The organism is Aestuariivirga sp. (assembly GCF_020252405.1).
Lineage (GTDB): Bacteria > Pseudomonadota > Alphaproteobacteria > Rhizobiales > Aestuariivirgaceae > Aestuariivirga.
The window spans coordinates 23,426-50,398 of sequence record NZ_JADCDA010000003.1; the positions used below are offsets into that span (position 1 = coordinate 23,426).

Sequence of the window (26,973 nt, forward strand, 5' to 3'; positions counted from 1 at the left end):
CGCGACACTCATTGCGCCGGTGCATGGAAGGGCGAGCGCGCGCTCACCCGCGGACTTCTGCCCGCCACTGGCGAATAACCATTTTTTGAATATTCTTCCACGGCGGTTGTGCTAGTCTGATCCGCGTCGATTAAGCAATCCACGTGAGAGAACACCCATGCTCAGATCCTTGATGCGCGTCTGCGTTATCGCCGCCGCCTTCCTGGCCCTTACGGCCATCGCGACACCCGAACTGGTGACGCAGGCCGAAGCCTCCGCCTCGCGAGCGCGCAGCAACCAGTGTTCGCAGCAGGCCCGCCGCCATGCCGACCGCAACACGCGGCGCACCACCGCCACGGGTGCGGCGGGTGGCGCTGCCATTGGCGCCATCGCCAGCGGCAGCCGCCGCAACACAGGCCGCAATGCCGGGCGCGGTGCGCTGATCGGCGGCGGCGCGGGGCTGCTCGCTTCCACCAGCCGCTGGAACGCCTATTACAATTATTCGTTTCGCAACTGCATGGCGCGGTAGCAGCTGGTGGTGCGCCGGGCATCCACCACAATTATGCCTGGCTCCGTCACAACGCTGTCCATCGAGATCGGTTGGCCGGATGACAGTGACTGACCTTGCGGCGGCGGCGGCGCCCCACGCGGCCGCGCCTCACTCACGCATGGCGTTCGTGCCGGGCGGTGAGTTCCTCATGGGGTCGGACCGGCACTATCCGGAGGAAAGGCCGGCGCACCGTGTGCGCGTCGATGGCTTCTGGATCGACGAGTATCCCGTCACCAACCGTGAGTTTTCGCGCTTCGTGAATGAAACCGGTTATGTGACCTTCGCCCAGATCGCGCCGGACCCGAAGGACTATCCCGGCATCCTGCCCGAAATGCTGAAGCCGGGCTCCATGGTGTTTACGCCGCCAGATCGTCCGGTGGACCTCAACAATTATGGCAACTGGTGGGCCTTCGTCATCGGCGCGGACTGGCGGCGCCCCTATGGCCCGGACTCCACGCTCAATGGCCTTGAGGACCATCCCGCCGTCCACATCTCTTATCAGGATGCCGAGGCCTATGCCGCCTGGGCGGGCAAGGCGCTGCCCACGGAAGCCGAATGGGAATATGCCGCGCGCGGCGGGCTCGAGGGCAAGGAATTCGCCTGGGGCGACGAGTTGGCGCCCGGCGGCCGCCACATGGCCAATATATGGCAGGGCCAGTTCCCCTGGCAGAATAGCGAGGCGGACGGCTTCACCCGCACCTCGCCGGTGGGCGTTTACCCCGCCAATGGATTCGGCCTCCACGATATGGTCGGCAATGTGTGGGAGTGGACGACGGACTGGTATGCGGCGCGGCATCCCGCACAGAAGAGCTGCTGCGTGCCGTTGAACCCGCGCGGCGTGGCCGAAGGCCAGAGCTATGATCCGCAGCAGCCGCAGTTCCGAATCCCGCGCAAGGTGGTGAAGGGCGGCTCGCATCTCTGCGCTCCCAGCTATTGCCGACGCTACCGCCCTGCGGCGCGCCACGCGCAGCCGGTCGACACGGCGATGAGCCATGTCGGTTTCCGCTGCATAAAGCGCTTGGAGAAGACAGGCTGATGGCACGGAGCGCCACGACGACGCAGATCGTGCTCGCCCGGACCACGGTGGCGCTGGTCATCGTCTTCGCCCTCGTCGGCCTGGTCACCCATGGCATGTCGGCTGAGGTGTGGAACCGGGTGTTCCGCTCCATTGCCGAGCGCCCCGGCGGGCCGATGACGTTCCGCTTCATCCTGCAGCCGGTGATGGCCTCGGTGCTCGCCGCTGTCGATGGCGTGCGCGATGCGCGCAGCGGGGCGCCTGCCTATTTCTGGAGCCTCGTCACCGGCTCCGCCCCGCGGGCTGACCGGCTTTATGACGGGCTCATCGCCACATCGCGCGTCATCCTGCTCGGACTCGCCATGGACGTCGTCTATCAGCTGATCGTGTTCAAGACATTCTATCCCGGCGAGGCGGCGATCGTCGCGGTGCTGCTCGCCTTCGTGCCCTATCTTCTGCTGCGGGGGCCCTTCCAGCGCCTTGCGCAGCTCATGGGCGCGGGCGCGTCACCACAGGACAAGGCATGAGCGAGATTGAGACCGCCAAAGAAGGCCGCTTCACCGTAAAGACCGCGGCCGAAACCCATTTCGCGTGGATGCGGACGAGGTTCGCGGTGGAGCGCACCATCCTTGCCTGGATCCGCACTGCGGTCTCGCTCATCGCCTTCGGCTTCACCATTGTGCAGTTTTTCGAGCGCATGCAGGCCGTTCCGGGTGCGGTGCCCGCCGTCTACCCCAATGCGCCGAACTATTTGGGCCTCGCGCTGATCGGGGCCGGCATCGGCTCGCTTGTCGTGTCGATGTGGGAATACCGCTGGACCATCAACTATCTGTGGAGCGGCGATTACGCGGCCATTGCCGGCATGACGCCGGAGGGCCGCAAATCCCCCGTCGTCGCCGTGGCGCTGGTGCTGCTGGTGGTGGGGATCTTCGCCTTCCTCAGCGTGCTTCTGCGACTGATCTGAACGTGCCTCTATAAACTCAAACGGGAGACGGAGCGATGGCGACCAAACCGAAGAAAACCAAGAAGCCGAACATCCTGGTGCTGTGGGGTGACGACATCGGCTGGTGGAACATCAGCTACAACAGCCGCGGCCAGATGGGCTACCGCACGCCCAACATCGACCGCATCGGCAACGAAGGCGTGGCCTTCACAGACTATTACGGCCAGCAGAGCTGCACCGCCGGCCGTGCCGCCTTCCTCTGCGGGCAAAACCCGATCCGCACCGGCCTCACCAAGGTGGGCATGCCGGGCGCCGACGTGGGCCTCCAGAAGGAAGACCCGACGATCGCCGCACTCCTCAAGCCCCATGGCTACCGCACCGGCCAGTTCGGCAAGAACCACCTGGGCGACAAGGACGAGTTCCTGCCCACGCTGCATGGCTTCGACGAGTTCTTCGGCAATCTCTATCACCTCAATGCCGAGGAAGAGCCGGAGGACCCGGACTATCCGAAGGATCCGAATTTCAAGAAGCGCTTCGGCCCGCGCGGCGTCATCCACAGCTGGGCTGACGGCAAGGGCGGCCAGAAGATCACCGATACGGGCCCTCTCACCAGGAAGCGCATGGAAACGATCGACGACGAGGTGACGGAACATGCGCTGCGCTTCATCGACGATGCGCACAAGGCCGATGAGCCCTTCTTCGTCTGGTACAACACCACCGGCATGCATTTCCGCACCCATTGTGCGCCGAGGCACAAGGGCAAGAGCAACGGCCAGGGCGACTACAACGACGTGATGGTGGCGCATGACGAGAACATCGGCCGCATGCTCGACAAGCTCGACGCGCTCGGCATCGCCGACGACACCATCGTCATGTATTCGACCGACAATGGCGTCCACTACAACACCTGGCCCGATGCCGGCATCACGCCCTTCCGCTCGGAGAAGAACACCAACTGGGAAGGCGGCTGGCGCGTGCCGGCCTTCCTGCGCTGGCCCGGGCATATTCCCGCGGGATCGGTGGCGAACGGCATCGTCTCGCACCAGGACATGCTGCCCACCTTCCTTTCGGCGGCGGGCGAGCCCGACATCAAGGAGAAGCTGCTGAAGGGCCACAAGGCCGGCAAGACAACCTACAAGGTCCACCTCGACGGCTACGACATGCTGCCCTACCTGGCCGGCAAGACGAAGGAGAGCCCGCGCAATTCCTTCTTCTACATCTCGGACGACGGCGACATTCTGGCCATCCGCATGCAGGACTGGAAAGTCGTGCTGATGGAGCAGCGGGCCAAGACGCTGCAGTGCTGGTTCGAGCCCTTCGTCAAGCTGCGCGCGCCGAAGATGTTCAACCTCCGGCGTGACCCCTTCGAACGCGCGGATGAGAACTCCAACACCTACTGGGACTGGGTGATCAGCCACGCCTATATCGTCTATGCGATGCAGGGCGTGGTGGCCGACCAGATCGAGAACTTCAAAAAGTTCCCGCCGCGCCAGAAGCCAGCCTCCTTCAACCTCGACGCCGTTATGCGCACCCTCGAGGAATCAACTTCCAGCGCCAATCACTAAAGCATTTTCAGGTCAAGTGGACACCGGTTGACCGTCGAAAATGCGACCAAACAAAGAAACAGAGCAGGTTTCGAGTTCACTGAACCGAAACCTGCTCCAGTGACGATGGAGATGGCGCGCCGCGTCGTCACGAATATCGCCTGCGCCCAAGGGCAAGTTTCACCTCATGCTGCGCCTCTACTGGCCGGAAGAGACCAAGCCCTCGATCATCGACGGCACATGGATGATCCCGGCGGTAGAGAAGGTCTGAGCTTCACAGTCCAACTGCGGCGCGCGCCGGGCAGTCGTCCGTTGCTGTCCGCGCGCTCCGCCGCGGAACAACCGACCGAATTTGCAAGGATGGTGACAAGAAGGAAGAAGTGGCGCGCCCTACGGGAGTCGAACCCGTCTTTACAACGTGAAAGGCTGTCGTCCTAACCGATAGACGAAGGGCGCCCTCGCCAGGCGAGTGGCCGCTCTATAAGGGGGTTCGGCTGGCTTGGCAAGCCTTACGAGACGCGTGCCGCATCCTCGATGTGGAGGCAGGGAAGGCGGGCCCCGGACCAGTCGTCGATCGTCAGCCGACCCGCCACGTGAAGGGGTAACTGCCTCTCGCTCAGCAGCAATTCGCCCAGTTCCGTGCCCATGGCGCGGAAGGCGACCGCCTTCAGCTTCTTGCCATCGGAGGCGGCCAGCGTGCACCGGATGTGGTCGCCCCCCGCCCGGCCGGCATAAAGCACGCGGTGGGCGGGAAAGGCGAAAACGGGCGACGGGTGGCCCGTGCCATAGGGGCCTGCCTGCTCCAGAAGCTCGATCAGCTCCAGTGTCGCCGCGCCAGCCGTCAGGGCCGCATCGATTGCCAGCGCCCGGTCCTGGGCGGCCGCCACCTGTGGGCCGAGCCGCTCCTCGAGGAAGCCGCGCAGGTCGCCGAGGCGCTCCGTCCCGACCGTGAGGCCCGCCGCCATGGCGTGCCCCCCGCCCTTGACGATCAGCCCCGACTCAAAGGCCTCGCGCACGGCGGAGCCGATATCGACGCCAGGCACGGAGCGGCCCGAACCCGAGGCGAGCTTGCCCTCCCTGTCTTCCGCCAAAACGAAGCTCGGCAGCATGAAGCGTTCCTTGAGCCGTGCGGCGGCGAGGCCGACCACGCCCGGGTGCCAGCCCCGGCCGGAGACCATCAGCACGCTGCCGCGCCGCTCCTTGCCCAGCATGTTGTCAGCCTGGATCATGGCCTGGTCGACGACGGCAAGCTCGATCTCCTGGCGCTCGCGGTTCAGCCGCTCCAGTTCCTGCGTGATCTGCGCCGCCTCGCCCTTGTCCTCGGTGGTGAGAAGCGTGAGCGCCATCGCGGCATCGCCGATGCGGCCTGCCGCATTGATGCGCGGGCCCAGCAGATAGCCCAGCGCATGGGTGTCGGGCTTCCTCTTTAGCCGCGCCACGTCGGCGAGGCAGGCCAGGCCTAAGTTCTCGCGCCGCGCCATGATCTTGAGGCCTTGCGTCACATAGGCGCGGTTGAGGCCCTTGAGCGGCACGACATCGCACACGGTGGCGAGGCTCACGAGTTCCAGCCACCGCAGCATGTTGGGCTCCGGCCTCCCCTCGTTATACCAGCCCTTCAGCCTCAGCAGCTTGTTGACCGTGGCGATGAAGATCATCGTCACACCCGCCGCGCAGAGATAGCCAAGGCCGGACGTATCGTCCTGCCGGTTGGGATTGATGACGGCATGGGCCTCGGGCAGCAACTCGCCCGCCTGGTGGTGGTCGACGATGACCGTCGTCATCCCCAGCTCCGCCGCGCGCAGCAGCGGATCATGCGCCATCACCCCGCAGTCGAGGGTGACGAGAAGCTGGGACCCTTGCGCCTTCAGGCTTTCCACCGCCGTCAGGCTTGGGCCATAGCCCTCGGTCAGCCGGTCGGGAATGTGCACGGCACACGAAGACCCCACGGCCCTCAGAAACAGCGTGAGCATCGCGGCGGAGGACACGCCATCGACATCATAGTCCGCGATGACGCCGATCTTCTCTCCCGAGGCGATCGCCCCGGCCAGCCGCGCCGCCCCCTTTTCCATGTCGCGCAGAGCCGAGGGCTGCGGCATCAGCGCGCGGATCGTCGGGCTGAGGAAAGCTTCGGCCTCATCGACACCCACACCGCGCGCGGCAAGCACGCGACCGATGATCTCAGGCAGTTCATGGCGCTGCGAAATCGCCTCGGCGATGCGCTGGTCGTCAAGCCGCGCCGTCCAGCGCCGGGCCGACGCCGAGCGCTCGACGTTAAGGAAGGGACGCGTTTTCGCGCCGGCGATCAAAGCCTCTCGATCCGGATCATGCGCGGGCGGCCCGCCACATGGCCGTCCTGCTCGATGCGCCCGAGGGCGGCGCGCATGGCGCTTTCAACCGTGTCATGGGTGATGAGGATGAAGGGTGCGGTGGCGCGCGTCTCGTCCTTCTCCAGCTTGCCGCGCTGGAAAATCGACTCAATCGAGATGTTCTCGTCAGCGAGGATTTTCGCCACGGCCGCGACCGCGCCGGGCTTGTCCTGAAGTGTCAGCGCCACGTAGAAGCCGCCCTCATGCGCCTTCTGCGGCGCCGCCTTGTAGGGGCGCAGCTGCCTCGCCGGAATGCCGAAGGCCGGGCGGAAATTGCCGCGCGCGATGTCGGCGATGTCGGAGAGCACGGCGGAGGCGGTGGGATGGGCGCCCGCGCCACGGCCTTCCAGCATCAGCTCGCCCACGAAGTCGCCCTTGACCACCACCGCGTTGAACACGCCATCGGTGTCGGCGGCGGGCGAGCCCTTGGGAATGAGCGTCGGGTGCACGCGCTGCTCGATCCCCTGCTCCGAGGAGACGGCAACGCCGAGGAGCTTGATCTTGTAGCCCATCTCGCCCGCCTGGCGGATGTCCTCGAGCGTGATCTGCTCGATCCCCTCAATGTCGATGGCCTCGAGGTTCACTTCCGCTCCGAAGGCGAGCGAGGTGAGCACCGCAAGCTTGTGCGCCGTGTCGAAGCCACCCACGTCGAAGGTCGGATCAGCCTCGGCATAGCCCAGCTGCTGGGCTTCCCTCAGCACGTCGGCGAAGCCGCGGCCCTCGTTGGCCATCTTGGTGAGGATGTAGTTGCAGGTGCCGTTCATGATGCCGAACAGCTTGCCGGCGCGGTTGCCCGCCAGCCCCTCGCGGATCGTCTTGATAATGGGAATGCCGCCCGCGACGGAGGCCTCGAAGTTCAGCGCAACGCCCTGCTCCTCCGCCAGCCGGGCGAGCGCGGAGCCGTGATGGGCAAGAAGCGCTTTGTTGGCGGTGATCACATGCTTGCCCGCCTTCAGCGCGGTTTCGACGGCACTCTTCGCCGGGTCGCCCTCGCCTCCCATCAGTTCCACGAAGACGTCAGTATTGGGGTCGGCGGCGAGTTTCACCGGGTCATCGTACCAGGCGATCCCGGAGAGGTCATGCCCGCGGTCCTTGCCCTTGCTCCGGGCCGACACCGCCACCACCTCGACGGGCCGTCCGGCCCGCACCGCAACCAGGTCCTTGTGCCGGGCCAGGATGTCGAGAACGCCCACCCCGACGGTGCCCAGACCCGCAATTCCCAGCCGCAACGCTTTCGTCATGTCGGTGCCCGCCAAACGGTGAATCTGCCTCAACTGCCGCGTCTTATGGCGGGAGACCGAAGGCTTGGCAACGCCTGCTGCTGGCTGGTCACTGGAGCATGATCCGCAAGAGCGGAACCACTCTTGCGACAGGATCATGCTCAGGCATATGATTCGGCGCATGTTCCGTTCAGGCAATTCCGCCTCAACGGGACAAGCGCTAGCCCCGCTCGTTCATCAGCATGGCGCCGATTTCGGCTTCGGCGGCTTTCTTGCCGTCGACCATGGCCTCGGCCCAGTATTTCCACACCGGCGGGCGCCTGTTCGACAGTTTGACGTGAATGTGCACGCTGTCACCCGGCACGACGGGTTTCCGGAAGCGGGCCTTGTCGATCGACATGAAGAAGACGAGCTTGCCGGCGTGTTCGTCGCCCAGGTGGTTGAGCACCAGGGCGCCCGCCGCCTGGGCCATGGCCTCGACGAGGAGCACGCCGGGCATCACGGGGCGGCCGGGGAAATGACCCTGGAAGAAGGGCTCGTTCATGGTCACGTTCTTGACGGCAACGCCGCTCTCCTCGCCGTTCATGTCATACATGCGGTCGATGAGAAGGAAGGGATAGCGGTGCGGCAACAGCTTCATTATGCGCGCAATATCCGCCGTCTTCAGTTCAGGGGCCGCTATGGCTTCGGTCATATCGCCCATATCTCCGAAAAAAGTGACGGACGGCCGACGCGGATTCACCGGACGCGCGCCAGCCTGCGTAGCGCTTGTTCCGCTCCGGACGGACGTTTCTTAGAGTATGAACCGCAAAAGTGGAACCCGCTTTTGCGATAAGATCATGCTCAGGCTTTCGATCTGGCGCATGTTCCGACCAGGCGATTCGGCCTGAACGGAAGATGCGCTGGGCCTGTGTCCGGCCTCCGTCTAGAAGGCGGTGCCGACCGAGAAGCGGAAGTACTCCGTCTTGTCGCTGTCCGCTTTCAGCAGCGGATAGGCCGCTTCGAAACGCAGCGGGCCGAAGGGCGAGGACCAGATCACGCCCGTGCCGACGGACAGGCGGAACGCGGCCGAATCATAGCTGGTGCAATTGCTGGCATTGGGGCCGAGCGGCAAGCTGTTGTTGCCATAGGAACAGTCGCCCTGGCCCGCCAGCACAGTATCGACGCCCGAGTCGAAGACCGTGCCGAAATCGGTGAACGCCTCGCCGAGGATGCCCCACTGCTCGGGCAGGCCGATTGGGAAGGTCATTTCCAGCGTGCCGATGGCGTAGGTCTTGCCGCCGACCGCGTCGGTGCTGCCGCTGTTGCCCCGCTGGCGCGGGCCGACGCCGGCCGGCTGGAAGCCACGGAATGTGTCGCCGCCCTTGAAGAAGCGGTCCTGCAGGCGGGCATTGTCGCCGTTGAAGGGCAGAAGCTGGCCGGCGTTGGCCTCGATTTTCAGCACCACGGCGTCCTCGTAGACCGGCAGGAAGTACCAGCCATGGGCCTCCAGCTTGCCGTAGTCCACGTCGCCGCCGAGACCGGCGATTTCGCCCTCAAGCTGGCCGCGGAAACCGTTGGTCGGACGCACCGGGTTGTCGAGATTGTCCCAGGTATAGGTGGCCTGCACAGCGGACTTGGTGGACTCGCCCTGAGACTCGATCACCGCCGGCGAGGCCTGCGACTTGCTGATCTGGTTCACATCGCGCCAGCTGAGGCCGTATCTGAAGTTGATGCCGCTGTATTCGTCGATGCGGAAGCCGGTGCGCAGCGCGAAGCCCAGCATCTGGCTGTTGTAGTTCGACTCCTGCTGGTTGTTGACGTTGGTGGCGAAAACGTCAAAACCGGCGGAAACCGGCAGCCCCATGAAGTAGGGATCGGTGAAGCTCAGGGTGACGTTCTGCCGATACCAGCTGCCGGAGATATTCACCTTAACGTCATAGCCCTTGCCGAGGAAGTTGCGCTCCTGCAGCGATATCGAGCCGACGATTCTTTCCTGCCTTGCGTAACCGATCGAGAAATTGACCGACCCGGTGGACTTTTCCTGCACAACAACGGTGAGCACCACGCGGTCGGGCGCGGAGCCCTCCGATTCCTGGAAGTCGATCTTTTCGAAATAGTCGAGCGCGGTCAGGCGTCGGCGGGCGCGCTCGATGACGACGCGGTTGAAGGCGTCGCCTTCAAAAAGATTGAGTTCCCGGCGGATCACCTCGTCCTCGGTGCGGTAGTTGCCGACGATGTCGATGCGCTCGATGTAGGTGCGCGGGCCCTCGACGATATTATAGGTGATGTTGAGGCTCTTGTTGCCGGGGTCGCGCGCAATGTCCGGGTTGACGCGGGCGAAGACGAAGCCCTGGCGCGCCGCCTCAAGCGTGAGCTGTTCGACCGTCTTGTCGACCTTGGTGGCGTCGAAATAGTCGCCCACCCCGGTCTTGACGTTGGCGATGAGATCCTTGGAATCGAGCTGGGCATCGCCCACATTGACGGCGACGTCGGCCACCGTATAGCGCGGCCCCTCATCGATGGTGAAGGTGATGATGAAACCGTCGCCGGACGGAGTGAGAACCGCCTCCGCCGAGATCACCTGCACGTCGGCGAAGCCGTTCCTCAGGTAATAGCGGCGCAGCAGTTCCTTGTCGTATTCCAGGCGGTCGGAATCGTAAGTGTCGTTGCGGTTGAAGAAACGCCACCACGAATATTCCTGGGTGCCGATGACGCCTTTCAGGGCGCTGGCGCTGAACGCGTTATTGCCGACGAAGTTGATCTGCCTGACCTTGGTCTCGCCGCCCTCGTTGATCTCGTACACCACGTTCACGCGGTTCTCCGGCAGGCGGATGATTTTGGGAGAAACCTTGACCGAGTAATATCCGGCGCGGCGATAGACGGCGATGATGCGGTTGACGTCGGAAAGGACCTTGGCGCGCGTGAACATCATGCGCTCCCTCAGCTCCACTTCCTTCGCCAGGTCGGCGTCCTTGACCGCCCTGTTGCCCTCGAAGTTCACCTCGTTGACCATGGGGTTTTCATCGACCTTCACCACCAGCGTGTTGCCGCGGCGGGTGATCTGAACGTCGGAAAACAGGCCGGTCTGGAACAGCGCCTTGACCGACTCATCGATCTTTTCGGGCGTGGCGTTCTGCCCGCGGCTGACCTGGACATAAGAGAGGATCGTGTCGCTCTCGATGCGCTGGTTACCCTCCACGACGATCGCGGTCACCACCTCCGCATAGGCTGGCGTAACGGCAACTCCCGGCGCGGCGACCGGCGCGAGAACACTCAGTAAGAAGGCCAGGAAAGCAACAAATACAAACTTATAACGCATCAATCGGCCATTTCCACTTGCGCGCCGTCCAACCGAGTTCCGAATCGCAGGAAGGGGTATCACCCGCCCCGCGGCGCATTGCAATTGAAACCTTCCCACGCACTCACCCACCCAGCCACACCGTCGCCACCCGCATGAGATCGTTCCAGGTGCCAACCACCATGAGCATGATCACCAGCGAGACACCGGCGCGGAAGCCCCACTCCTGAGCGTTTTCGCCCAGGGGTTTGCCCCGCACCGCCTCGACGGCATAGTAAACCAAGTGTCCACCATCAAGCATAGGAATTGGAAAAAGGTTAAGCAGACCGATACTGACAGACAAAAAGCCAATGACTGTGACGTAATGCCAGAAGCCGGCGGAGGCCGCGTCACCCGTTGCTTTGGCCATGGAGATGGGGCCGCCAAGCTGGTCGGCGTTCTCGCGCCCGGTGAACAGCTTGCCGGCATAATCGACGGTCATGCGCACGATGAACCAGGTGCGTTCGATGCCGCCGCCGATGGCGGCCACCGGCCCCAGCCGCTCATGGAGGATCGGTCCCATCTGGTCGCTCTTCACGCCGAGGAGGCCGGTGCGCACCGTGCCGCCGAAATTGTCCGGTTCCTCGTGCAGCTGCGGCACCACGGTGAGGGTGATGCTTTCACCGTTCCTGACCAGTTCCACCGGCAGCGCTTCGCCGGCCCTGGTCATCACCGCCATCCTCAGATCTTCGAAGCGGTCGATGCGAGCGCCGTCGATCGACACGATCAGGTCGCCGGCGCGGATGCCGGCCTTCTCCGCCGCGCTGCCCGCCAGCACCTCGTCCACCTTGGGTGGAATCAGCGGCCGGCCGACGATCATGAATGCGGCAGCGAAGATGGCAATGGCCAGGATGAAATTGGCGATGGGCCCGGCGGCCACCACAAGGGCGCGCTGCCACACCGGCTTGCCATGGAAATTGCCGGGGTCCTGCCTGGCGCGCGCCAGCGCCTCGGCATCGGGCAGGCTGGAGGCATTGGCATCGCCCCGGAAGCGGACATAGCCGCCGAGCGGCAGCCAGGCCACCTTCCAGCGCGTGCCCTTGCGGTCATTCCAGCCGAAAATCTCGCGCCCGAAGCCGATCGAAAAGGCCTCGACGTCCACCCCGCACCAGCGCGCCACCAGAAAGTGGCCGAGCTCGTGGATGAAGACGATGACGGTAAGCCCCACAAGAAAGGACACGACATAGATGGCGCCCGTGCTCAGCGGCAGGTGCAGCAGTTCCGACAGGTTCATTTCCCACTTCCCCGGCCCGCCTGGAGGCCGTTATCTTCAACGGTCATGCCCCTTTCGCATGTTCCGTTCAGGCGGTATCGCCTGACCGAAAAGAACATGCGCAAGATCAATGGCTTGAGCATGATCTTGTCGCAAAAGCGGTTCCACTTTTGCGGATCATGCTCTGGCACCCCGAACCGGCAGAGGACGGGAGCAATGCGGCAAGATTTCGGCCAACCCGGTCACCAGACAAGGATTCCGGCCCCCGCATGGCCGATCCCGGCGCGCAGCGCACCGATGAGGGCCGCCGCGGTGGCCACCGCAACCAGCCCGTCCACCCGGTCGATGACGCCGCCATGGCCGGGAATGAGGCGGCCTGAATCCTTGACGCCGTAATGGCGCTTCATGGCCGATTTGAACAGGTCGCCCCCCTGCTCCACCAGCGCCAGCAGGCCCGCCACCAGAAGCAGCATCCAAAGGCCGGGCAGGCCCAGCGCCAGGCCGACGCAGAGCGCCGCCAGCGCACTGCCCGCAATGGCGCCGCCAAGACCCGCCCAGGTCTTCTTTGGCGAGATGCGCGGGGCAAGCTTCGGGCCGCCGATGATGCGGCCGGAGAAATAGGCCAGCGTATCGGCCGCCCACACCATCAGCATCACCAGCACGATGGCGGCGGTGCCATAAACGGGATCGCCGCGCAGCACCACCAGCGCGATGGGCGGCAGCGCCACATAGGGAACGCCCAGATAGCGCCAGGCCGGCCCCTGCGGCTGCTGGCGGCGCGCCATGAGGACCGAGAGCAGGCCCAGAACGGCAATTGCGGCAAGCACGCCCGCCAGCCCGATGTCGAGCGGCAGCAGCGCGCCGCACATGGCGGCCGCGGCGTGCACCGCGAATTGCCGCGGATTGCCGTTGTGGACGATCATCACCCATTCCTGCGCCATCAGAATGCCGATCAGCGCCACAAAGAGGTGGAACCAGATGCCGCCCGCCCATACATCCACCAGCACCGCCGGGATGAGCACGGCGGCGGACAGCGCCCGGACGCCCAAATCGCCCCATTTTGCCACGGGCGGCGAGGGTTCCCCGCCCATCAGGCGGTCTGCGCCTTGAGGCCGCCGAAGCGGCGGTCGCGCCCGCGGAAAATGCCGATGGCGCGGGCCAGGCTCTGGCCGTCGAATTCCGGCCAGTATTCGGGCATGAACACGAATTCGGTGTAGGCGCATTGCCACAGCAGGAAGTTCGAGATTCTCTGCTCGCCGCCGGTGCGGATGAGGAGGTCCGGATCGGCGAGGCCCGCGGTGTCCAGCTCGGCGGCGATCAGCTCCGGCGTGATGGCGGCGGGCGCCAGACGGCCCTCCGCCACCAGCGCCGCCAGCGCCCGGACGGCGCGGGCGATTTCCTGGCGGCTGCCATAGTTGAAGGCGATGACCAGCTTCAGCCCGGTGTTGCCGCGCGTCAGCGCCTCCGCCTCCTCGAACATGGCGCGCAGGCCCGTCTCCAGCCCGTCACGCCCGCCGATGATCATGACGCGGACATTGGATTTGTGAAGCTCGGCCACATCGGTGCGGATAAAGCGGCGCAGCAGTTCGAGCAGATAGCGCACCTCGGCCTGCGGCCTGGACCAGTTCTCGGTCGAGAAGGAATAGAGGGTGAGAATCCGAACGCCCAGACCGCCCGCCGCCCGGACCGTGCGGCGCAGCGCCTCCACCCCCTCGCGGTGGCCGGCCGAACGCGGCAGGCCGCGCTCCGTGGCCCAGCGACCGTTGCCATCCATGATGATGGCGACGTGGGCAGGCGTGCCGTCCGGGCCGGGGCTGGCTGACATGGGAGGGGCCGCCCGCGCCTCAGACCTGCATGATCTCTTGTTCCTTGTGCTTCAGCACCTGCTCGATGTCCTTGATGGCGTCATCGGTCATCTTCTGCACATCGTCGGCCTTCTTCTTGTGCTCATCCTCGCTGATAAGATGGGCTTTTTCGAGCTGCTTGAGGTGGTCCATGCCGTCGCGGCGCACGTTACGCACGGCCACGCGGGCCTTTTCGGCATAAGTGTGGGCGACCTTGACCAGCTCCTTGCGGCGCTCCTGGGTCAGGTCGGGCATGCGCAGCCGGATCACCTGGCCCTCGGTCTGCGGGTTGAGCCCGAGGTTCGAGGCGCGGATCGCCTTTTCGACGGCGATGACGAGACCCCTGTCCCACACGCTGATCTGCAGCATGCGCGGCTCCGGCACCGAGATGGAGGCGACCTGCGCCAGAGGCATGTTGGCGCCATAGGCATCGACATGGATGGGCTCCAGCAGGCTCGAGGAGGCGCGGCCGGTGCGCAGCCCGCCGAAATCGTGCTTCAGCGCATCGACCGCGCCGTGCATGCGCCGCTTGATGTCCGCCGCGTCGAAAGCCTGGGGCTGGGCCATTGGGTCAATCCTTCGTCACCGTGGTGAACAGCCCGCCGCCGTTCACCACTTCGAGCACGGCGCCGGGCTTTCTGATCGAGAAGACCACTACCGGAATCCCATTGTCCCGCGCAAGGGCAATGGCGGCGGGGTCCATGATGCGCAGGTCCCTGGCCAGAATTTCGCCAAAGGTGATCCTGTCATAGCGGCGCGCCGCGGGGTCGGCCTTGGGATCGGCGGAATAGACGCCGTCGACGCTGGTGCCCTTGAACAGCGCATCGCAGCCGAGCTCGGCCGCGCGCAGCGCCGCACCCGTGTCGGTGGTGAAGAAGGGAAGCCCGGTGCCCGCCGCGCAGATGATGATGCGGCCCGCCTCAAGGTGGTGAATGCCCTTGGCGCGCGAATAGGTTTCGCACACGGTGGGCATGGCAATGGCGGAGAGCACCCGCGCATCCATGCCCTTGCGCGTCAGCACCCCCTGCATGGCCAGCGCGTTCATGACGGTGGCCATGATGCCCATGTGATCGGCCGGCACTCGGTCCATGCCCTTCGCCGCCCCGGCGAGCCCGCGGAAAATGTTGCCGCCGCCAATGACAAGCGCCAGCTGCACGCCCGTCCCCGCCACCGCCAGCACCTCATCGGCGAGCCGGCCAACCGTATCAAGATCGATGCCATAGGGCTGGCCGCCCATCAGAACTTCGCCCGAAAGCTTGAGAAGGATGCGCCTGTAGGTGGGCCCGCGGGCGGGCGCATATGGGGGAGGCGTATGTGGGGGCGTATGTATGGGCGTATGTGGGGGCGTATGTGGGGGCGTGGACATGAAACCCGGCTCGCTGCTGAGAAGGCCGCACTCTAGAAGCCGCCAACCGATTCGTCACAAGGGGCGCGGAGGGCTTTGTCTTGCCTGTTGCCAGTCAGGTCGGGCCGTTATAGAGCTTGATCCGCAAAAGTGGAACCGGTTTTGCGAAAAGATCATGCTCAGGCTTTTGACCTGGTGCCTGTTGTTTTCGGCGGGGCAATTCCTCTTGAACGGAACATGCGCTGGAGCAGGTTGCGGTTCAGTGAAATGGAAACCTGATCTATCTGTTTGTTTGTTTGGTCGCATTTTCGACGGTCAGCCGGAGCCCACCTGACCAGAAAATGCTTCAACCACTCCCCACCGCCTGCCTGCCGCAGACGGCGGAGCAAAGGCCGGGTTAGCTCAGCGGTAGAGCAGCGGTTTTGTAAACCGAAGGCCGGGGGTTCAATCCCCTCACCCGGCACCATAATTCCTTTTTTCGTGTTTTCATCCTTACCGGTTTAGATGATGCCGCGCACGTTCACCACATTGCGCCATCCGGTCGAAAAGCTACTCGAAGCTGAGTACTTTCTTGCGGGCGTGTCCCAGTCCTCGGGCCTCAATTTTCAGTTCGAATTGAATGCCTTTCTTTCAGCTAGTCGCAGCGTGACATTCGTGCTTCAAAAAGCAATGTCCGAAGTTCCGCTCTTCGCTGCTTGGTACGAGCAGCAGCAAGCCTCTATGAAGGCCGATGCGGCAACGCGGTTTTTCATTGAGCTACGAAATATCTCTCAAAAGCAGGGACCGGTTTCGTTTGTTGGCGGCAGCCTACTGAGCAGAGGTTGGACATATCGTTTCGTAGGAAGGCCGCATGCGGTTCCTGCGGAATTGGTTGGGCGTGACATTGGGACATGTTGCGCCTCGCACCTGATGAAGCTTGCAAATTTGTTGCTCGCCTGCACCCAAGTATTTCCTTTTCACTCCTGCCCGAGCCGAGCCTTCAGCGAGGAGGGCATGGCAGCTTTGAGATATGACTGGCGTGATGTCGAAGACGCAATTGGATTACCCGCTGGGTATACCGACGTTGCGGGCATTCCCGCGTCGGAGAAACTTCGCGTCTTTCGCCGCGAAATTGAACCTCTCGACATGGCGTCAATTGAGCGCATCGCAGTCGGTGACCTTCGCACCAACGGGGCACAACTTAAATTTCCCGCATCCAGCGGCTCCGATCTGGTGGATGGTATAGCTACAAGAATGGGATCTACCAACACTGAGAGCGGACATCCACGCGAGGTATTCCTCCAAGCAGTGCTCAAGCGTATCAAAGATATTTAATCACCATAGTTCGCAAGCCGCTTACCTGCCATCAAATCTCAGCGGAAAGCAAGGTGGGATAGAACCTGTAATATCTCCTATAGCATTCCAGAAACTCATCCATCTTGATATCTGAGGCCGCGCCAAAGCCCAATTCTGCGACAAGGTCCACGGGATTTTTGCTCATTATCCCTTTTTCCAAAAAAAGTCGCTCGCGTATCGTCAAAGTCGGCACGAGGAGACGGTGAACTTCCGACCAATCGGTCGAGACGAATGGCCAAGATTGCACATCAAGCCTCTCCAAAAAGGCACTCCTATCGCTTCGAGGAACAATCGCACCTGTAATCGACAGCATTTGCTCGCCGTCAGCATACCGGATGATAGAGAGCGGACAAAAAATGTTGTCTCCTGTGACAGGTAGTGCCTTCAATGCCGCAGCGCCAAACGATTTTGAAATAGCAAGAGGAAGACCTTCTTGCGTCATATTCTTGGGAGAGGTTTCAGAGGGAAGAAATTCGCCGATGCGGCTCTTTAGATTCTTGAATTGCCTTTCCTGCTTATCGGTCACGAGTAATGGGATTGCACCCGGGAGCTGAGGCTCAAGGAGCGCGCTCGGCTGCGCGTTTACAGTTACACGAACAAGGTCACCGGCTCTTAGCTTGTTGAGAAGGGCCTCGAACTCCCTGACTTGATGGCCGAGCTGTCCTGGACTCGTGTAGTCCAACCATACGATCAGGCCTTCAGGCTCAGGGAACGAGCAAGCACTCAAAATGGCATCCAGATCGGAGATCAATTCGCCTGATTTTTTATGAAGACAATGACATGTCTCGATTGGTTTGTTGAACTTCTGTCGAGCGACGATCAACTCCTCCAAATCGAAGGCTATCAGCCGCGTGATGCCCAAATGTCGATGAACCAGTTTATGGTCCTCAAGCGGGTAAGCTCCCATACTCACGTACACGTATTCGGCAAGCGGCTTCCATCGCTCAAAACGAGTTAGGAGATCGAGGAATAGCCTCCGATCAACGCTTTTGTGCGGTCTAAGGTAATATGGGATCGAGGCACCGCTCATTTTTCGGGGGCCTTGGTCGCCCTAAGCGCCTCATTGAATGCAGCCTCACCAACAGCTCCCGGTTTGACCCTGACATCATCGAAGAAATGCTTTGCGAGAGTAGCTACATCAGTCTTAAGCGCAACGAAGCTGACACGTAAGCTGGTCTTCTCCTGTTCAGGCTCTGGATACTTTGGTTCGTATTTCTTGATCCCTTCCACTTTACGGCTTAAAATCATAGGCAATGCCGCAGGAAGCGAGCGCAAAGTAGGTAGATCGACATATTCGCTTGCCTTATATATTTCTTCCAATTTCTGTGGAAATTTCTTCCATTTGTTTGTGAAAGAAGTCAGATGCTTAGTTGCATCACGCATCAAATCCTTCGCTTCGGAATAGACGTTCGAAGCTGCGTCTATTCCTCTTTTCGTAGTCGTCAGAGGAAGTTTCTTCGGATCATCACATCGCAGAAGAACAATCCCTGTGATCGCGATAAACTGGCCATGGTAATTAGGGACCGTCGCCTCACCCCAACCGGTCAAACGTGACTTGTCCTTCCAAATCACTACTCGATCGTTGCAGGCAACGGTCCAGCCGGCGTCGTCGCTGGCACCCCTTGTATCTTCCTCTTCCTCACCTTCTTCCTCAGAAAGAAGCTCACGATACAGGCCAGCGAAGATTTCGACCTCCACATCACCAAGCGTTCCTGCATAGACATAGGGCGCAATTCGTTGATCTGTTCCACCGGTTGTTCGAATGAGCTTAAATTCTTCTGCGTCAATCGGTGAAACACCTGCCGCCATTTCGGCATCAGATCCCACACTGACGGAAAAGCCTTTTGCGATGATGAGAGAATAGTGTCGCGCAACGGTTCGCCGGAACTCATCAATCCAAGAGCCGTCCAAAAACGATGACTTCACTTCATCGTTGAGTTGATAGATTTCGATGCGCGTTCCCTTCTCCGGCAGTTTGCTATCGGCCAACTCATACATTGGTAGTTCGTCCCACTTATCGTCGCGCATCCAGTCAGGGGTGAACTCTACGACGAATCCTGTATCATGTCGGGACTCGACCAAAGCCTCCGTTCCGAGCTTGAAGATGGCCCGCTTCATTCCGATCCCATACATGCCGACGGTGGCGCCGTGTGCGGTCGTCCCGGTTGCCGGCGGTCGACCCATCGCGAACGCGCTCTTCTTAGCAACTTCGATCGGTATTCCACCGCAGTTGTCTTCGATTACGAAGTGGTCGGGCGCAATAGTCAGGGTGGCTTTGAAACCAGCATAAGGTTTAGAATTGTCAGTCGAGATCGTCCCGGACCGAATAATTCCGTCGACACAGTTGTCCAGCAGATCGAGGAGAGCGTCTTGGAGTTCGATGTCTCGCGTCAACATCCGAACGAAGAACTCTTTCGTCGGGGATGCCACCGCGGTCCCGATTTGTTCTGCGCTTCCAATCATGCTTCACTCCCCTTCCGTCATGGCTGATTCCCCGTTCGACGGCTCTTGACAAATAAGGTATAGTCTTCCGATCAGCCATAATCGAGGGAAAGGGTAGTTTGTGCAAGGGGTGCCCAAAATCATTGACCTGTTCTGCGGCTGTGGAGGTTTCTCGTTAGGGGCTGAGGCCTCTGGTTTGGTGCCCACGGCTGCATTCGATATCGATCCTATCCTAACGTCTTCATTTTTGGTTAACCACCCGAAATCCCGACTGATACTCACTGATCTGTCGAAAGCCACGGGAGCGGACATTATTCAGGTGGCTGGGGGACAGGTTGATGGGGTTTTCGGGGGGCCGCCCTGCCAGGCATTCAGTGCAATTGGGCATCGCCACGTTGACGATCCGCGGCGGACTCTCCTCGGACATTTTTTTCGACTGATCTCCGAACTGAAGCCGTCGTTCTTTGTAATGGAAAACGTCACGGGGCTCGGCTATTCTAACACTCGGCGAGTTTTGAATGAGGCGTTGAGCCTTATTCCTAGCAGGTACAACGTTCTTGGCCCGCTCGTCTTGGATTCTGCCGATTTTGGGGCGGCGACCAGACGTCCGCGCTTGTTCATTATAGGCTATGATCCAGCTCGGTGCGACAATCTCACTGAAGCCGACATCGAGACAAGAAAGCAAAAGCCGACGACTGTTCGCGCGGCAATCTCCGACCTTGCGACTGCAGTTCAACTCCATGATGACGGCGAATACGATCAATGGAAAATCTGCCAGCGGGGGCGTCCGAGTAGCTATGCGGCCTGCCTTCGTAACAAGGACGGTACGTTCACCGGCCATAGACGAACCGTTCACTCGCCTGAGGTGATTAAGCGTTTCAAAAAGGTAGAGCAGGGTGGCATTGAGACCGTTGGCCGCCATCCACGTCTAAGCTGGCATGGGCAGTGTCCGACGCTGCGCGCGGGTACCGGAAATGATCGTGGATCGTTTCAATCTGTTCGACCTCTTCACCCCGACGAACCTCGAGTGATAACCGTGAGAGAAGGAGCTCGATTACAAGGCTTCCCAGATGGTTTCCGCTTCCATCCGGCTGTCTGGCACAGCTTCCGAATGATCGGCAATAGTGTATCGCCCATTTTGTCAAAGATGATATTCTCATTGATTGCGTCACGCATAGAAACCGGTCGGGGATTCCGGTTGGCAGCGGAGTGACTCTTTGACAAATAGGCTGTCGCCTAACCGAAGATCCTGGCTAATGTCTCGCGTTAGCAGCAAGAATACGGTGCTGGAAATCGTTGTCAGGAAGGTAGCTCGTTCATTGGGACGGCGATTCCGCTTACATCAGAAGCAACTCCTTGGAACGCCGGACCTTGTTCTCCCCCCAAGTGGCGAACGACAATAGTTGTCCACGGTTGCTTATGGCATCGACACATTGGCTGCACGAAAGCAAGCACCCCGAAAAGCCGGGCTGGGTACTGGCAGAACAAACTGTCATCGAACGTCCAGCGCGACAGAAAGAATGTTGCCCTGTTGCGCAAAGAGGGTTGGCTTGGACTTACCGTTTGGGAGTGTGAAACCTAAAATGCCGCCAAGCTCAGCATTAAACTTGCGCAAGCCGTTGTAAGCCCCCTCCACCTTACCTCATAGGTTGGAGTCCCGGCAGCGTGACCGCCCTGTTTAGCGGTTGATGCAATGGCCATAGGCGCGGGGTCCTCGGGCTGCGCGGCCGCCTGGTGGCCATTGCTTGCTCAGGCGGCTGCGATCAGCGAACCTTCGCCCCCGTCAGGCCGGCGGGTTGGACTTCACATGCTCGTCGAGCGCGTCGCGCAGGGCTTTTTCCTTGGTTTCGTCGAGCGAGGTGCGCAGCACCGTGCCGCCATAGGGGGCGAGGTCGGCCAGCACCTTGTCGGCGGTCATGTTCCTGACGAGCAGGAACAGCGCGGCATTGCCCGGCTTGATCGCTTCGGCGACGCCTTTCATGAATTCGTCATTGATGCCGTAATCGCTGAGCTTGCCGCCCAGCGCGCCCGCCGCGGCCCCCAGCAGCACGCCCGCCAGCGGCATCATGAACACCAGGCCGACGAGGAGGCCCCAGAAGCTGCCCGAAGCCGCACCGGCGGCGGTGGTGTTCAACAGCTGATTGAGCTTGATCTTTCCGTCAGCGTCCTTGACGACCACCACGGCATCCTGCAGCGAGATCAGATACTCCTTCTGGAGCTCCAGCACGCGCTTGCGGACGGTCTCCGCCTTTTCCTCGGTCTCATAGGTAATCGCAATAAGATCGGCCATCCGCAACCTCCTGTCAGCCCATTTGCCATGTGGAGCTCAATCGTCCACGTGGACTTTCGCAACACCATTACCGCCCAAATCGGCCGCTCACAAGCGGCGGAGCGCGGTTTTTTCCGCATCAGGCCGATGAGAACATATTGGGCGAGGGAGTCCGGATCGCGCCTGGCCATTGCGCCTGGCCCTTGCGCCTGGCGGCTTTGCGCCCTCACGCGCCGGGCGGCGCGACAGCGCGGAGAGGCCGGGACTTAAATCCTCGCCCCGTCCGCCGCATCGAACAGATAACACCGCGCCACGTCGAAGCTCAGGCTGATCGGCGTTCCGAGTTCCTGGCGGAAGTTGCGCGCGCCCTTGGCCACCACCATCTGCTCGCCCGCCAGCGCCGAGACCAGCGTCTGATCGCCCGTCGGTTCCAGCGAATAGAGGGTGGAATTGAGATGGCCCTGGCCGGGGTCCGCCACCGAGATATCCTCCGGACGGATGCCGAGGATCACGCCCTTGCGGCTCTGCCCGCCCACGCCCCCGACGCGCGCCGACGGGCCCAGAAAGACGCCGTCCTCGATATCGCCCTTCAGGAGGTTCATCGGCGGCGAGCCGATGAAGCCGGCGACGAAGACATTGGCGGGGTTGTTGTAGACCTCGTCGGGTGTTCCCAGCTGCTGGATTTTGCCCTTGCTCATGATGGCGATTCGGTCGGCCAGCGTCATGGCCTCGATCTGGTCATGGGTCACGTAGATGGTGGTCGTCTCCAGCCGGCGCTGAATGTGCTTCAACTGCGCGCGCATGGTGAGGCGCAGCTTGGCATCGAGGTTGGACAGGGGCTCGTCCATCAGGAAGACGCGCGGATGGCGCACCACGGCGCGCGCCAGTGCGGCGCGCTGGCGCTGGCCGCCCGAAAGCGCGCGCGGCTTGCGGTCAAGGAGGTCGCCCAGTTCCACGATGGCCGCGGCCTCGCGCACCATCCGGTCATGCTTTTCCTTCGGCACGCCGCGCATGCGGAGCGGAAAGCGGATGTTCTCGTAGATCGTCATGTTGGGGTAGAGCGCGTAGGACTGGAACACCATGGCCACGTCGCGGTCGCGCGCGTCGACGTCGTTCACCGTCTCGCCGTCGATCAGGATTTCGCCGCCCGTCGGGTCCTCAAGCCCGGCGATCATGCGCATGGTCGTCGTCTTTCCGCAGCCCGAGGGACCGAGGAACACCATGAATTCCTTGTCCCTGATCTCGAGATCGATCGCATCCACACCGACCACCGGACCCCAGGCCTTGCTGATCTTGTTGAGGCTGATCGATGCCATGCGCTGCGCTCCCGATTTTTGCGGAGTGTTACACATCCGACACTAAACGCAAGATGGCAGCGCGATTGTTTCGGAATTCCAGCGCATGTTCCGTTCAGGCGGAACCGCCTGGACGGAACATGCGCCAGGTCAAAAGCCTGAGCATGATCTTGTCGCAAAACCGGTTCCACTTTTGCGGATCATGCTCGAGCAGCCAATGGGCATTTCGTGACCCCAACGGACCCAGGAAAACGGGCCGTTTGCACATGCTCACACCTTTCGCAGATGCAAAAAACGAGAGTTTGAAAGAAACAATACTTATTGACACTTTGTCAGGCAAAAGTATCTTATTCCAGACTTCCAGCAGTCAGGAGACCGGCATGTCGGCAGACGATATTCCGCGCGGCCACCGGCGCATCGGCGCGACGACCGGACTTGCGGCAGATCTGGCCCGCCGTCTTGAGAAGGAGGGCCGCCCGATCCGCATAGGCCTCATCGGCTCGGGCGAGATGGGCACCGACATCGTCACCCAGTGCCAGCAGATGACCGGCATTGCGGTGGCCGCCATCGCCGAGATCAACCTGCCCGCCGCGCGCAAGGCGCTCAGCATCTCCGGGCGTCCTGACGACGCCGTGGCGGAAGCCGGCACGGCCTCCGCCTTTGCCTCAGCGCTCGACGGCGGCAAGACGGCGATCACGCAGGATGCGCAGCTGGTCTGCACCTCGCACCACATCGATGTGGTGATCGATGCCACGGGCAAGCCCGCCGTGGGGGCCGAGATCGGCCTCACCGCCATGGAGCACGGCAAGCATCTCGTGATGATGAACGTCGAGGCGGACGTCACCATCGGCGCCTATCTGGCGCGCGAAGCGAAGCGGCTGGGCGTGGTCTATACGCTGGGCGCGGGCGATGAGCCCTCCTCCACCATGGAACTGGTCAATTTCGTCACCGGCCTCGGCTACCCGATCATCGCCGCCGGCAAGGGCAAGAACAACCCGCTCAACATCGATGCAACGCCCGACGCCTACATGGAGGAGGCCAGGCGCCGCAACATGAACCCGCGCATGCTGGTGGAGTTCGTCGACGGCTCCAAGACCATGGTGGAAATGGCGGCCATCGCCAACGCCACCGGCCTCGTGCCGGACTGCCCCGGCATGCACGGCCCCGCGGCGGCGCTCGACCAGCTCGAGAAGGTGCTGTGCCCGAAGGCCGATGGCGGCGTGCTGTCCAGGAAGGGTGTCGTCGACTATTCCATCGGCAAGGGCGTTGCCCCCGGCGTCTTCGTCATCGCCGAAATGGCGCACCCGCGCGTTCGCGAGCGCATGCAGGACCTGAAGCTCGGCCCCGGCCCCTACTACACCTTCTATCGCCCGTATCACCTGACGAGCCTCGAAGTCCCGCTTTCCTGCGCCCGGGCCGTGCTCTACCGCATGGCGGACATGACGCCGCTGGACGCGCCCTCCGCCGAGGTCTGCGCCGTGGCGAAGAAGGACCTGATCCCCGGCGAGCGCCTCGATGCCATCGGCGAATACGCCTACCGCGCCTGGATCATGACGGTGGACGGTGCGGCCCGCGAAAACGCCGTCCCCTGCGGCCTTCTCGAGAACGGCAAGGCCACGAAGCCCATCAAGAAGGGCGGGCTTCTCACTTACGACAACTGCGCGGTGGACAGTTCCGCCCGCATTGTGGCGCTGCGCCAGCGCCAGGACGACATGCTGAAAGGAAGCTTGCAATGAACGCGGTGGGCAGGATCAAGCCGAACGCCAGGCCCTTCTACCAGAAATATTCCGCTGACGGGCTGAAGGAAGCGCTGCGCAAGATGTATCTGATCCGCCGTTTCGAGGAAGGGGCGGAGGAAGCCTACATGCGCGGCCTCATCCACGGCACCATGCATCTCTCCATCGGCCAGGAGGGCTCCGCCGTGGGCGCCACCATGGGGCTGCGGACTTCCGACTACATCACCTCCACGCATCGCGGCCACGGGCACTGCATCGGCAAGGGGGCGGACCCCAAGCTGATGTTCGCCGAGTTCTTCGGCAAGGAGGAAGGCTATTGCCGCGGCCGCGGCGGCTCCATGCATATCGCCGACGTGGCAACCGGCAACCTTGGCGCCAATGGCATCGTGGGCGGTGGCCTGCCCATCGCGGTGGGCGCCGCACTCGCCATCAGGAAACAGAAGCGCGACGACGTGGCCATGTGCTTCTTCGGCGACGGCGCATCGAACGAGGGCGCCTTCCACGAGGCCCTCAACATGGCGGCGGTCTGGAAGCTGCCCGTGGTCTTCGTCTGCGAGAACAATAAATACGGCATGTCGGTGTCGACCGAGCGTTCCATGGCGGTGGCCAATGTGGCGGACCGCGCCGCGGCCTATGGCATGCCCGGCGTCATCGCCGACGGCAATTGCATCGCCGATGTGGAGGAGGCGGTCGCCGACGCCATTGCGCGGGCCAGGCGTGGCGAGGGCCCGGCGCTGGTCGAATGCAAGACCTACCGCACCCGCGGCCATTCCCGCTCCGACCGCAACCGCTACCGCACCAAGGAGGAGATCGAGGAATGGAAGGCGCGTGACCCCATCCCGCTTTTCGAAACCGAACTGATGGCGCATGGCCTCGCGACCGGGGCGGAGGTCAACGCCATCCGCGAATCGGCGGAGGCCGAGATCGCCGCAGGCATCGAATTCGCGCGTCTTGGCACCGATCCCAATCCCGCCGAAGTCACCCGCGATGTCTATTCGGACGGGGCCGCCTGATGCGTGAGCTGACTTACGCGCAGGCCATCCAGGAGGCGCTTGCCCAGGCGATGGACGCCGACCCCGCCGTTTTCCTGATGGGCGAGGACATCGGCGTCTATGGCGGCGCCTTCCAGGTGACGGGCGACCTCGTGCACCGTTACGGCGAGGACCGCGTGATGGACGCGCCCATCTCGGAGCTGGGCCAGGCCGGTGTCGCGGTGGGCGCCGCACTTGCCGGCTGCAGGCCGGTGCTGGAATTCCAGTTCTCGGATTTCGCCACGCTCGCCATGGAGCAGATCGTCAATCAGGCCGCCAAGCTGCGCTTCATGCTGGGCGGCAAGGTGAACGTGCCCCTCGTCATGCGCTTTCCAGCCGGGTCCGGCACGGGTGCGGCGGCCCAGCACTCGCAGTCGCTGGAAGCGTGGCTTGCCCATGTGCCGGGCCTCAAGGTGGTGCAGCCGTCCACGCCGGCGGATGCGAAGGGCATGCTGCTCGCCGCCATCGACGACCCGGACCCCGTCATGGTCTTCGAGCACAAGCTGCTCTACAAGATGAGAGGCGAGGTGCCGGAAGAGCCCTACCGCATTCCCATCGGCAAGGCGCATGTGGCGCGCGGGGGCCGCGACGTCACCGTGGTCGCCACGTCCATCATGGTGCACAAGTCGCTGGAGGCCGCGCAAATCCTCGCGGCCGAGGGCATTGATGCCGAGGTGATCGACCTCCGCACGCTGCGCCCCATCGACACGGCCACCATCATCGACAGCGTGAAGAAGACCACGCGGCTGGCCTGCGTCTATGAAGGCGTCAAGACGCTGGGCATCGGCGCGGAGATCAGCGCGCGCATCGCCGAGAGCGAGGCCTTCGACTATCTCGATGCGCCGATCCTGCGGCTGGGCGGGGCCGAGTCCCCCATTCCCTACAATCCGGAACTCGAGAAGGCCGCCGTGCCGCAGGCGCCGGGCATCGTCGAGGGCCTTCGCAACCTCGTGAAGGGGCGGCTCTAGCATGGCCGTCGAAGTCATCCTCCCCCGCGTCGACATGGACATGGCGGCAGGCAAGATCTCCAGGTGGCTCCACAAGGACGGCGACAGGGTCGCCAGGGGTGCCGCCCTGTTCGAGATCGAGACCGACAAGGCGGCGATGGAGATCGACAGCCCGGCCGACGGCATCCTGCGCAACATCATGGTGAGCGCGGGGGCCAGCGCGCCGGTCGGCTCCGCCGTCGCCTGGATCTACGCCGAGGGCGAGGCCGTGGCCGCCCCTGCCCCCGCGGCGGCAACCGCCGCTGCGTCGGCGTTACCGGCCGCGGCGCCGCCACCGGCAGCGCATGTTGTATCAGCCCCCGCCATCACTGGCGAGGCCCCGCGCGCCACACCGCTCGCCCGCCGCCTCGCGCGGCAGGCCGGCCTCACGCTGGCTGCCCTCTCCGGCACCGGCCCGCGCGGCCGCATCACCGCCGCCGATGTGCGGGGCGCCGGCGAGGCGAATTCCGCACCGGCCGCCACCGCCGCCCCCGCACCATCGGCGGAGGACATCCGGAAGCTTTACGCCCCCGGAAGCTTC

General features: G+C 62.8%; 25 protein-coding genes and 2 tRNA genes. 13 read left to right on the forward strand and 14 right to left on the reverse strand.

Translation table 11 applies throughout. From position 1 onward, the window contains the following. The first annotated feature begins 157 nt into the window (after positions 1–157). The 5 genes from IOC69_RS00635 to IOC69_RS00655 all read left to right on the forward strand — a co-directional run bounded on the left by IOC69_RS00635 (position 158) and on the right by IOC69_RS00655 (position 4,052). Positions 158–508, forward strand: coding sequence for a hypothetical protein (locus IOC69_RS00635; protein ID WP_290541590.1), 351 nt, complete (start codon positions 158–160; stop codon positions 506–508). Between the two features lie 79 nt (positions 509–587). Then, positions 588–1,565 carry a formylglycine-generating enzyme family protein gene (locus IOC69_RS00640; protein ID WP_290541591.1) on the forward strand — a complete coding sequence of 326 codons (978 nt, stop codon included), beginning with the start codon at positions 588–590 and terminating at the stop codon, positions 1,563–1,565. Then, the gene (locus IOC69_RS00645) at positions 1,565–2,071 is read left to right on the forward strand and encodes a hypothetical protein (RefSeq protein ID WP_290541592.1); all 507 of its coding nucleotides are present in this window, start codon (positions 1,565–1,567) and stop codon (positions 2,069–2,071) included. Before IOC69_RS00640 ends, IOC69_RS00645 begins: the two co-directional genes overlap by 1 nt. Beyond that, a complete protein-coding gene (locus IOC69_RS00650; RefSeq protein ID WP_290541593.1) occupies positions 2,068–2,508 on the forward strand; it encodes a DUF202 domain-containing protein in 441 nt (146 codons plus the stop codon). Before IOC69_RS00645 ends, IOC69_RS00650 begins: the two co-directional genes overlap by 4 nt. A 35-nt stretch (positions 2,509–2,543) precedes the next feature. Beyond that, the gene (locus IOC69_RS00655; protein ID WP_290541594.1) at positions 2,544–4,052 is read left to right on the forward strand and encodes an arylsulfatase; all 1,509 of its coding nucleotides are present in this window, start codon (positions 2,544–2,546) and stop codon (positions 4,050–4,052) included. A 360-nt stretch (positions 4,053–4,412) separates the two neighbouring features. On the opposite strand, the gene IOC69_RS00660 is transcribed toward IOC69_RS00655, so the two are convergent. The 10 genes from IOC69_RS00660 to pyrH all read right to left on the reverse strand — a co-directional run bounded on the left by IOC69_RS00660 (position 4,413) and on the right by pyrH (position 15,359). Then, a tRNA-Glu gene (locus IOC69_RS00660) sits at positions 4,413–4,487 on the reverse strand. Positions 4,488–4,540: 53 nt separating this feature from the next. After that, the gene (gene recJ, locus IOC69_RS00665; protein WP_290541595.1) at positions 4,541–6,337 is read right to left on the reverse strand and encodes a single-stranded-DNA-specific exonuclease RecJ; all 1,797 of its coding nucleotides are present in this window, start codon (positions 6,335–6,337) and stop codon (positions 4,541–4,543) included. After that, complete coding sequence (locus IOC69_RS00670) at positions 6,334–7,638, reverse strand: homoserine dehydrogenase (RefSeq protein ID WP_290541596.1); 1,305 nt, start codon at positions 7,636–7,638, stop codon at positions 6,334–6,336. The genes recJ and IOC69_RS00670 overlap by 4 nt, the downstream gene beginning before the upstream one ends. Before the next feature lie 199 nt (positions 7,639–7,837). Further along, entirely contained in the window at positions 7,838–8,311 is a 474-nt protein-coding gene (gene fabZ / locus IOC69_RS00675) for a 3-hydroxyacyl-ACP dehydratase FabZ (protein WP_290541597.1), read from the reverse strand. Between the two features lie 231 nt (positions 8,312–8,542). Then, on the reverse strand, positions 8,543–10,918 hold the full coding sequence (gene bamA, locus IOC69_RS00680) for an outer membrane protein assembly factor BamA (protein WP_290541598.1): 2,376 nt from the start codon (positions 10,916–10,918) through the stop codon (positions 8,543–8,545). Positions 10,919–11,021: 103 nt separating this feature from the next. Next, a complete protein-coding gene (gene rseP / locus IOC69_RS00685; protein ID WP_290541599.1) occupies positions 11,022–12,170 on the reverse strand; it encodes an RIP metalloprotease RseP in 1,149 nt (382 codons plus the stop codon). A gap of 221 nt (positions 12,171–12,391) precedes the next feature. Beyond that, positions 12,392–13,240 (reverse strand): phosphatidate cytidylyltransferase, encoded by an 849-nt coding sequence (locus tag IOC69_RS00690; protein ID WP_290541600.1) that lies wholly within the window; start codon positions 13,238–13,240, stop codon positions 12,392–12,394. Then, a complete protein-coding gene (locus IOC69_RS00695) occupies positions 13,240–13,974 on the reverse strand; it encodes an isoprenyl transferase (protein WP_290541601.1) in 735 nt (244 codons plus the stop codon). The genes IOC69_RS00690 and IOC69_RS00695 overlap by 1 nt, the downstream gene beginning before the upstream one ends. A gap of 19 nt (positions 13,975–13,993) precedes the next feature. Continuing rightward, the gene (gene frr / locus IOC69_RS00700; RefSeq protein WP_290541602.1) at positions 13,994–14,560 is read right to left on the reverse strand and encodes a ribosome recycling factor; all 567 of its coding nucleotides are present in this window, start codon (positions 14,558–14,560) and stop codon (positions 13,994–13,996) included. A gap of 4 nt (positions 14,561–14,564) precedes the next feature. Further along, positions 14,565–15,359: a UMP kinase gene (gene pyrH / locus IOC69_RS00705; RefSeq protein ID WP_290541603.1), complete on the reverse strand. Its 795-nt coding sequence runs from the start codon at positions 15,357–15,359 to the stop codon at positions 14,565–14,567. 370 nt (positions 15,360–15,729) lie between these two features. Between pyrH and IOC69_RS00710 the strand changes: the two genes are divergently transcribed. Both IOC69_RS00710 and IOC69_RS00715 read left to right on the forward strand, forming a co-directional pair. Then, positions 15,730–15,804 (forward strand) — tRNA-Thr (locus tag IOC69_RS00710). Positions 15,805–15,842: 38 nt separating this feature from the next. Further along, entirely contained in the window at positions 15,843–16,652 is an 810-nt protein-coding gene (locus IOC69_RS00715) for a hypothetical protein (RefSeq protein ID WP_290541604.1), read from the forward strand. A gap of 31 nt (positions 16,653–16,683) precedes the next feature. Here IOC69_RS00715 and IOC69_RS00720 read toward each other — a convergent pair whose 3' ends face one another. Both IOC69_RS00720 and IOC69_RS00725 read right to left on the reverse strand, forming a co-directional pair. Beyond that, complete coding sequence (locus tag IOC69_RS00720; protein WP_290541605.1) at positions 16,684–17,703, reverse strand: O-methyltransferase; 1,020 nt, start codon at positions 17,701–17,703, stop codon at positions 16,684–16,686. Then, on the reverse strand, positions 17,700–19,136 hold the full coding sequence (locus IOC69_RS00725; protein ID WP_290541606.1) for an ATP-binding protein: 1,437 nt from the start codon (positions 19,134–19,136) through the stop codon (positions 17,700–17,702). The genes IOC69_RS00720 and IOC69_RS00725 overlap by 4 nt, the downstream gene beginning before the upstream one ends. 109 nt (positions 19,137–19,245) lie before the next feature. Here IOC69_RS00725 and IOC69_RS00730 point away from each other — a divergent pair, with 109 nt between their 5' ends. Next, positions 19,246–20,328, forward strand: coding sequence for a DNA cytosine methyltransferase (locus IOC69_RS00730; protein ID WP_290541607.1), 1,083 nt, complete (start codon positions 19,246–19,248; stop codon positions 20,326–20,328). Between the two features lie 43 nt (positions 20,329–20,371). Continuing rightward, the gene (locus IOC69_RS00735) at positions 20,372–20,518 is read left to right on the forward strand and encodes a hypothetical protein (protein WP_290541608.1); all 147 of its coding nucleotides are present in this window, start codon (positions 20,372–20,374) and stop codon (positions 20,516–20,518) included. 380 nt (positions 20,519–20,898) lie between these two features. Here IOC69_RS00735 and IOC69_RS00740 read toward each other — a convergent pair whose 3' ends face one another. Then, entirely contained in the window at positions 20,899–21,405 is a 507-nt protein-coding gene (locus IOC69_RS00740) for a DUF1269 domain-containing protein (protein WP_290541609.1), read from the reverse strand. A gap of 245 nt (positions 21,406–21,650) precedes the next feature. Next, positions 21,651–22,700 carry an ABC transporter ATP-binding protein gene (locus IOC69_RS00745; RefSeq protein WP_290541610.1) on the reverse strand — a complete coding sequence of 350 codons (1,050 nt, stop codon included), beginning with the start codon at positions 22,698–22,700 and terminating at the stop codon, positions 21,651–21,653. 359 nt (positions 22,701–23,059) lie between these two features. Between IOC69_RS00745 and IOC69_RS00750 the strand changes: the two genes are divergently transcribed. The 4 genes from IOC69_RS00750 to IOC69_RS00765 all read left to right on the forward strand — a co-directional run. Then, entirely contained in the window at positions 23,060–24,415 is a 1,356-nt protein-coding gene (locus tag IOC69_RS00750; RefSeq protein WP_290541611.1) for an NAD(P)H-dependent oxidoreductase, read from the forward strand. Next, on the forward strand, positions 24,412–25,428 hold the full coding sequence (locus tag IOC69_RS00755; RefSeq protein ID WP_290541612.1) for a thiamine pyrophosphate-dependent dehydrogenase E1 component subunit alpha: 1,017 nt from the start codon (positions 24,412–24,414) through the stop codon (positions 25,426–25,428). Before IOC69_RS00750 ends, IOC69_RS00755 begins: the two co-directional genes overlap by 4 nt. Next, on the forward strand, positions 25,428–26,414 hold the full coding sequence (locus IOC69_RS00760) for an alpha-ketoacid dehydrogenase subunit beta (RefSeq protein ID WP_290541613.1): 987 nt from the start codon (positions 25,428–25,430) through the stop codon (positions 26,412–26,414). The genes IOC69_RS00755 and IOC69_RS00760 overlap by 1 nt, the downstream gene beginning before the upstream one ends. A gap of 1 nt (position 26,415) precedes the next feature. Next, on the forward strand, positions 26,416–26,973 hold a 558-nt coding region (locus IOC69_RS00765; RefSeq protein WP_290541614.1), incomplete at its 3' end, for an E3 binding domain-containing protein.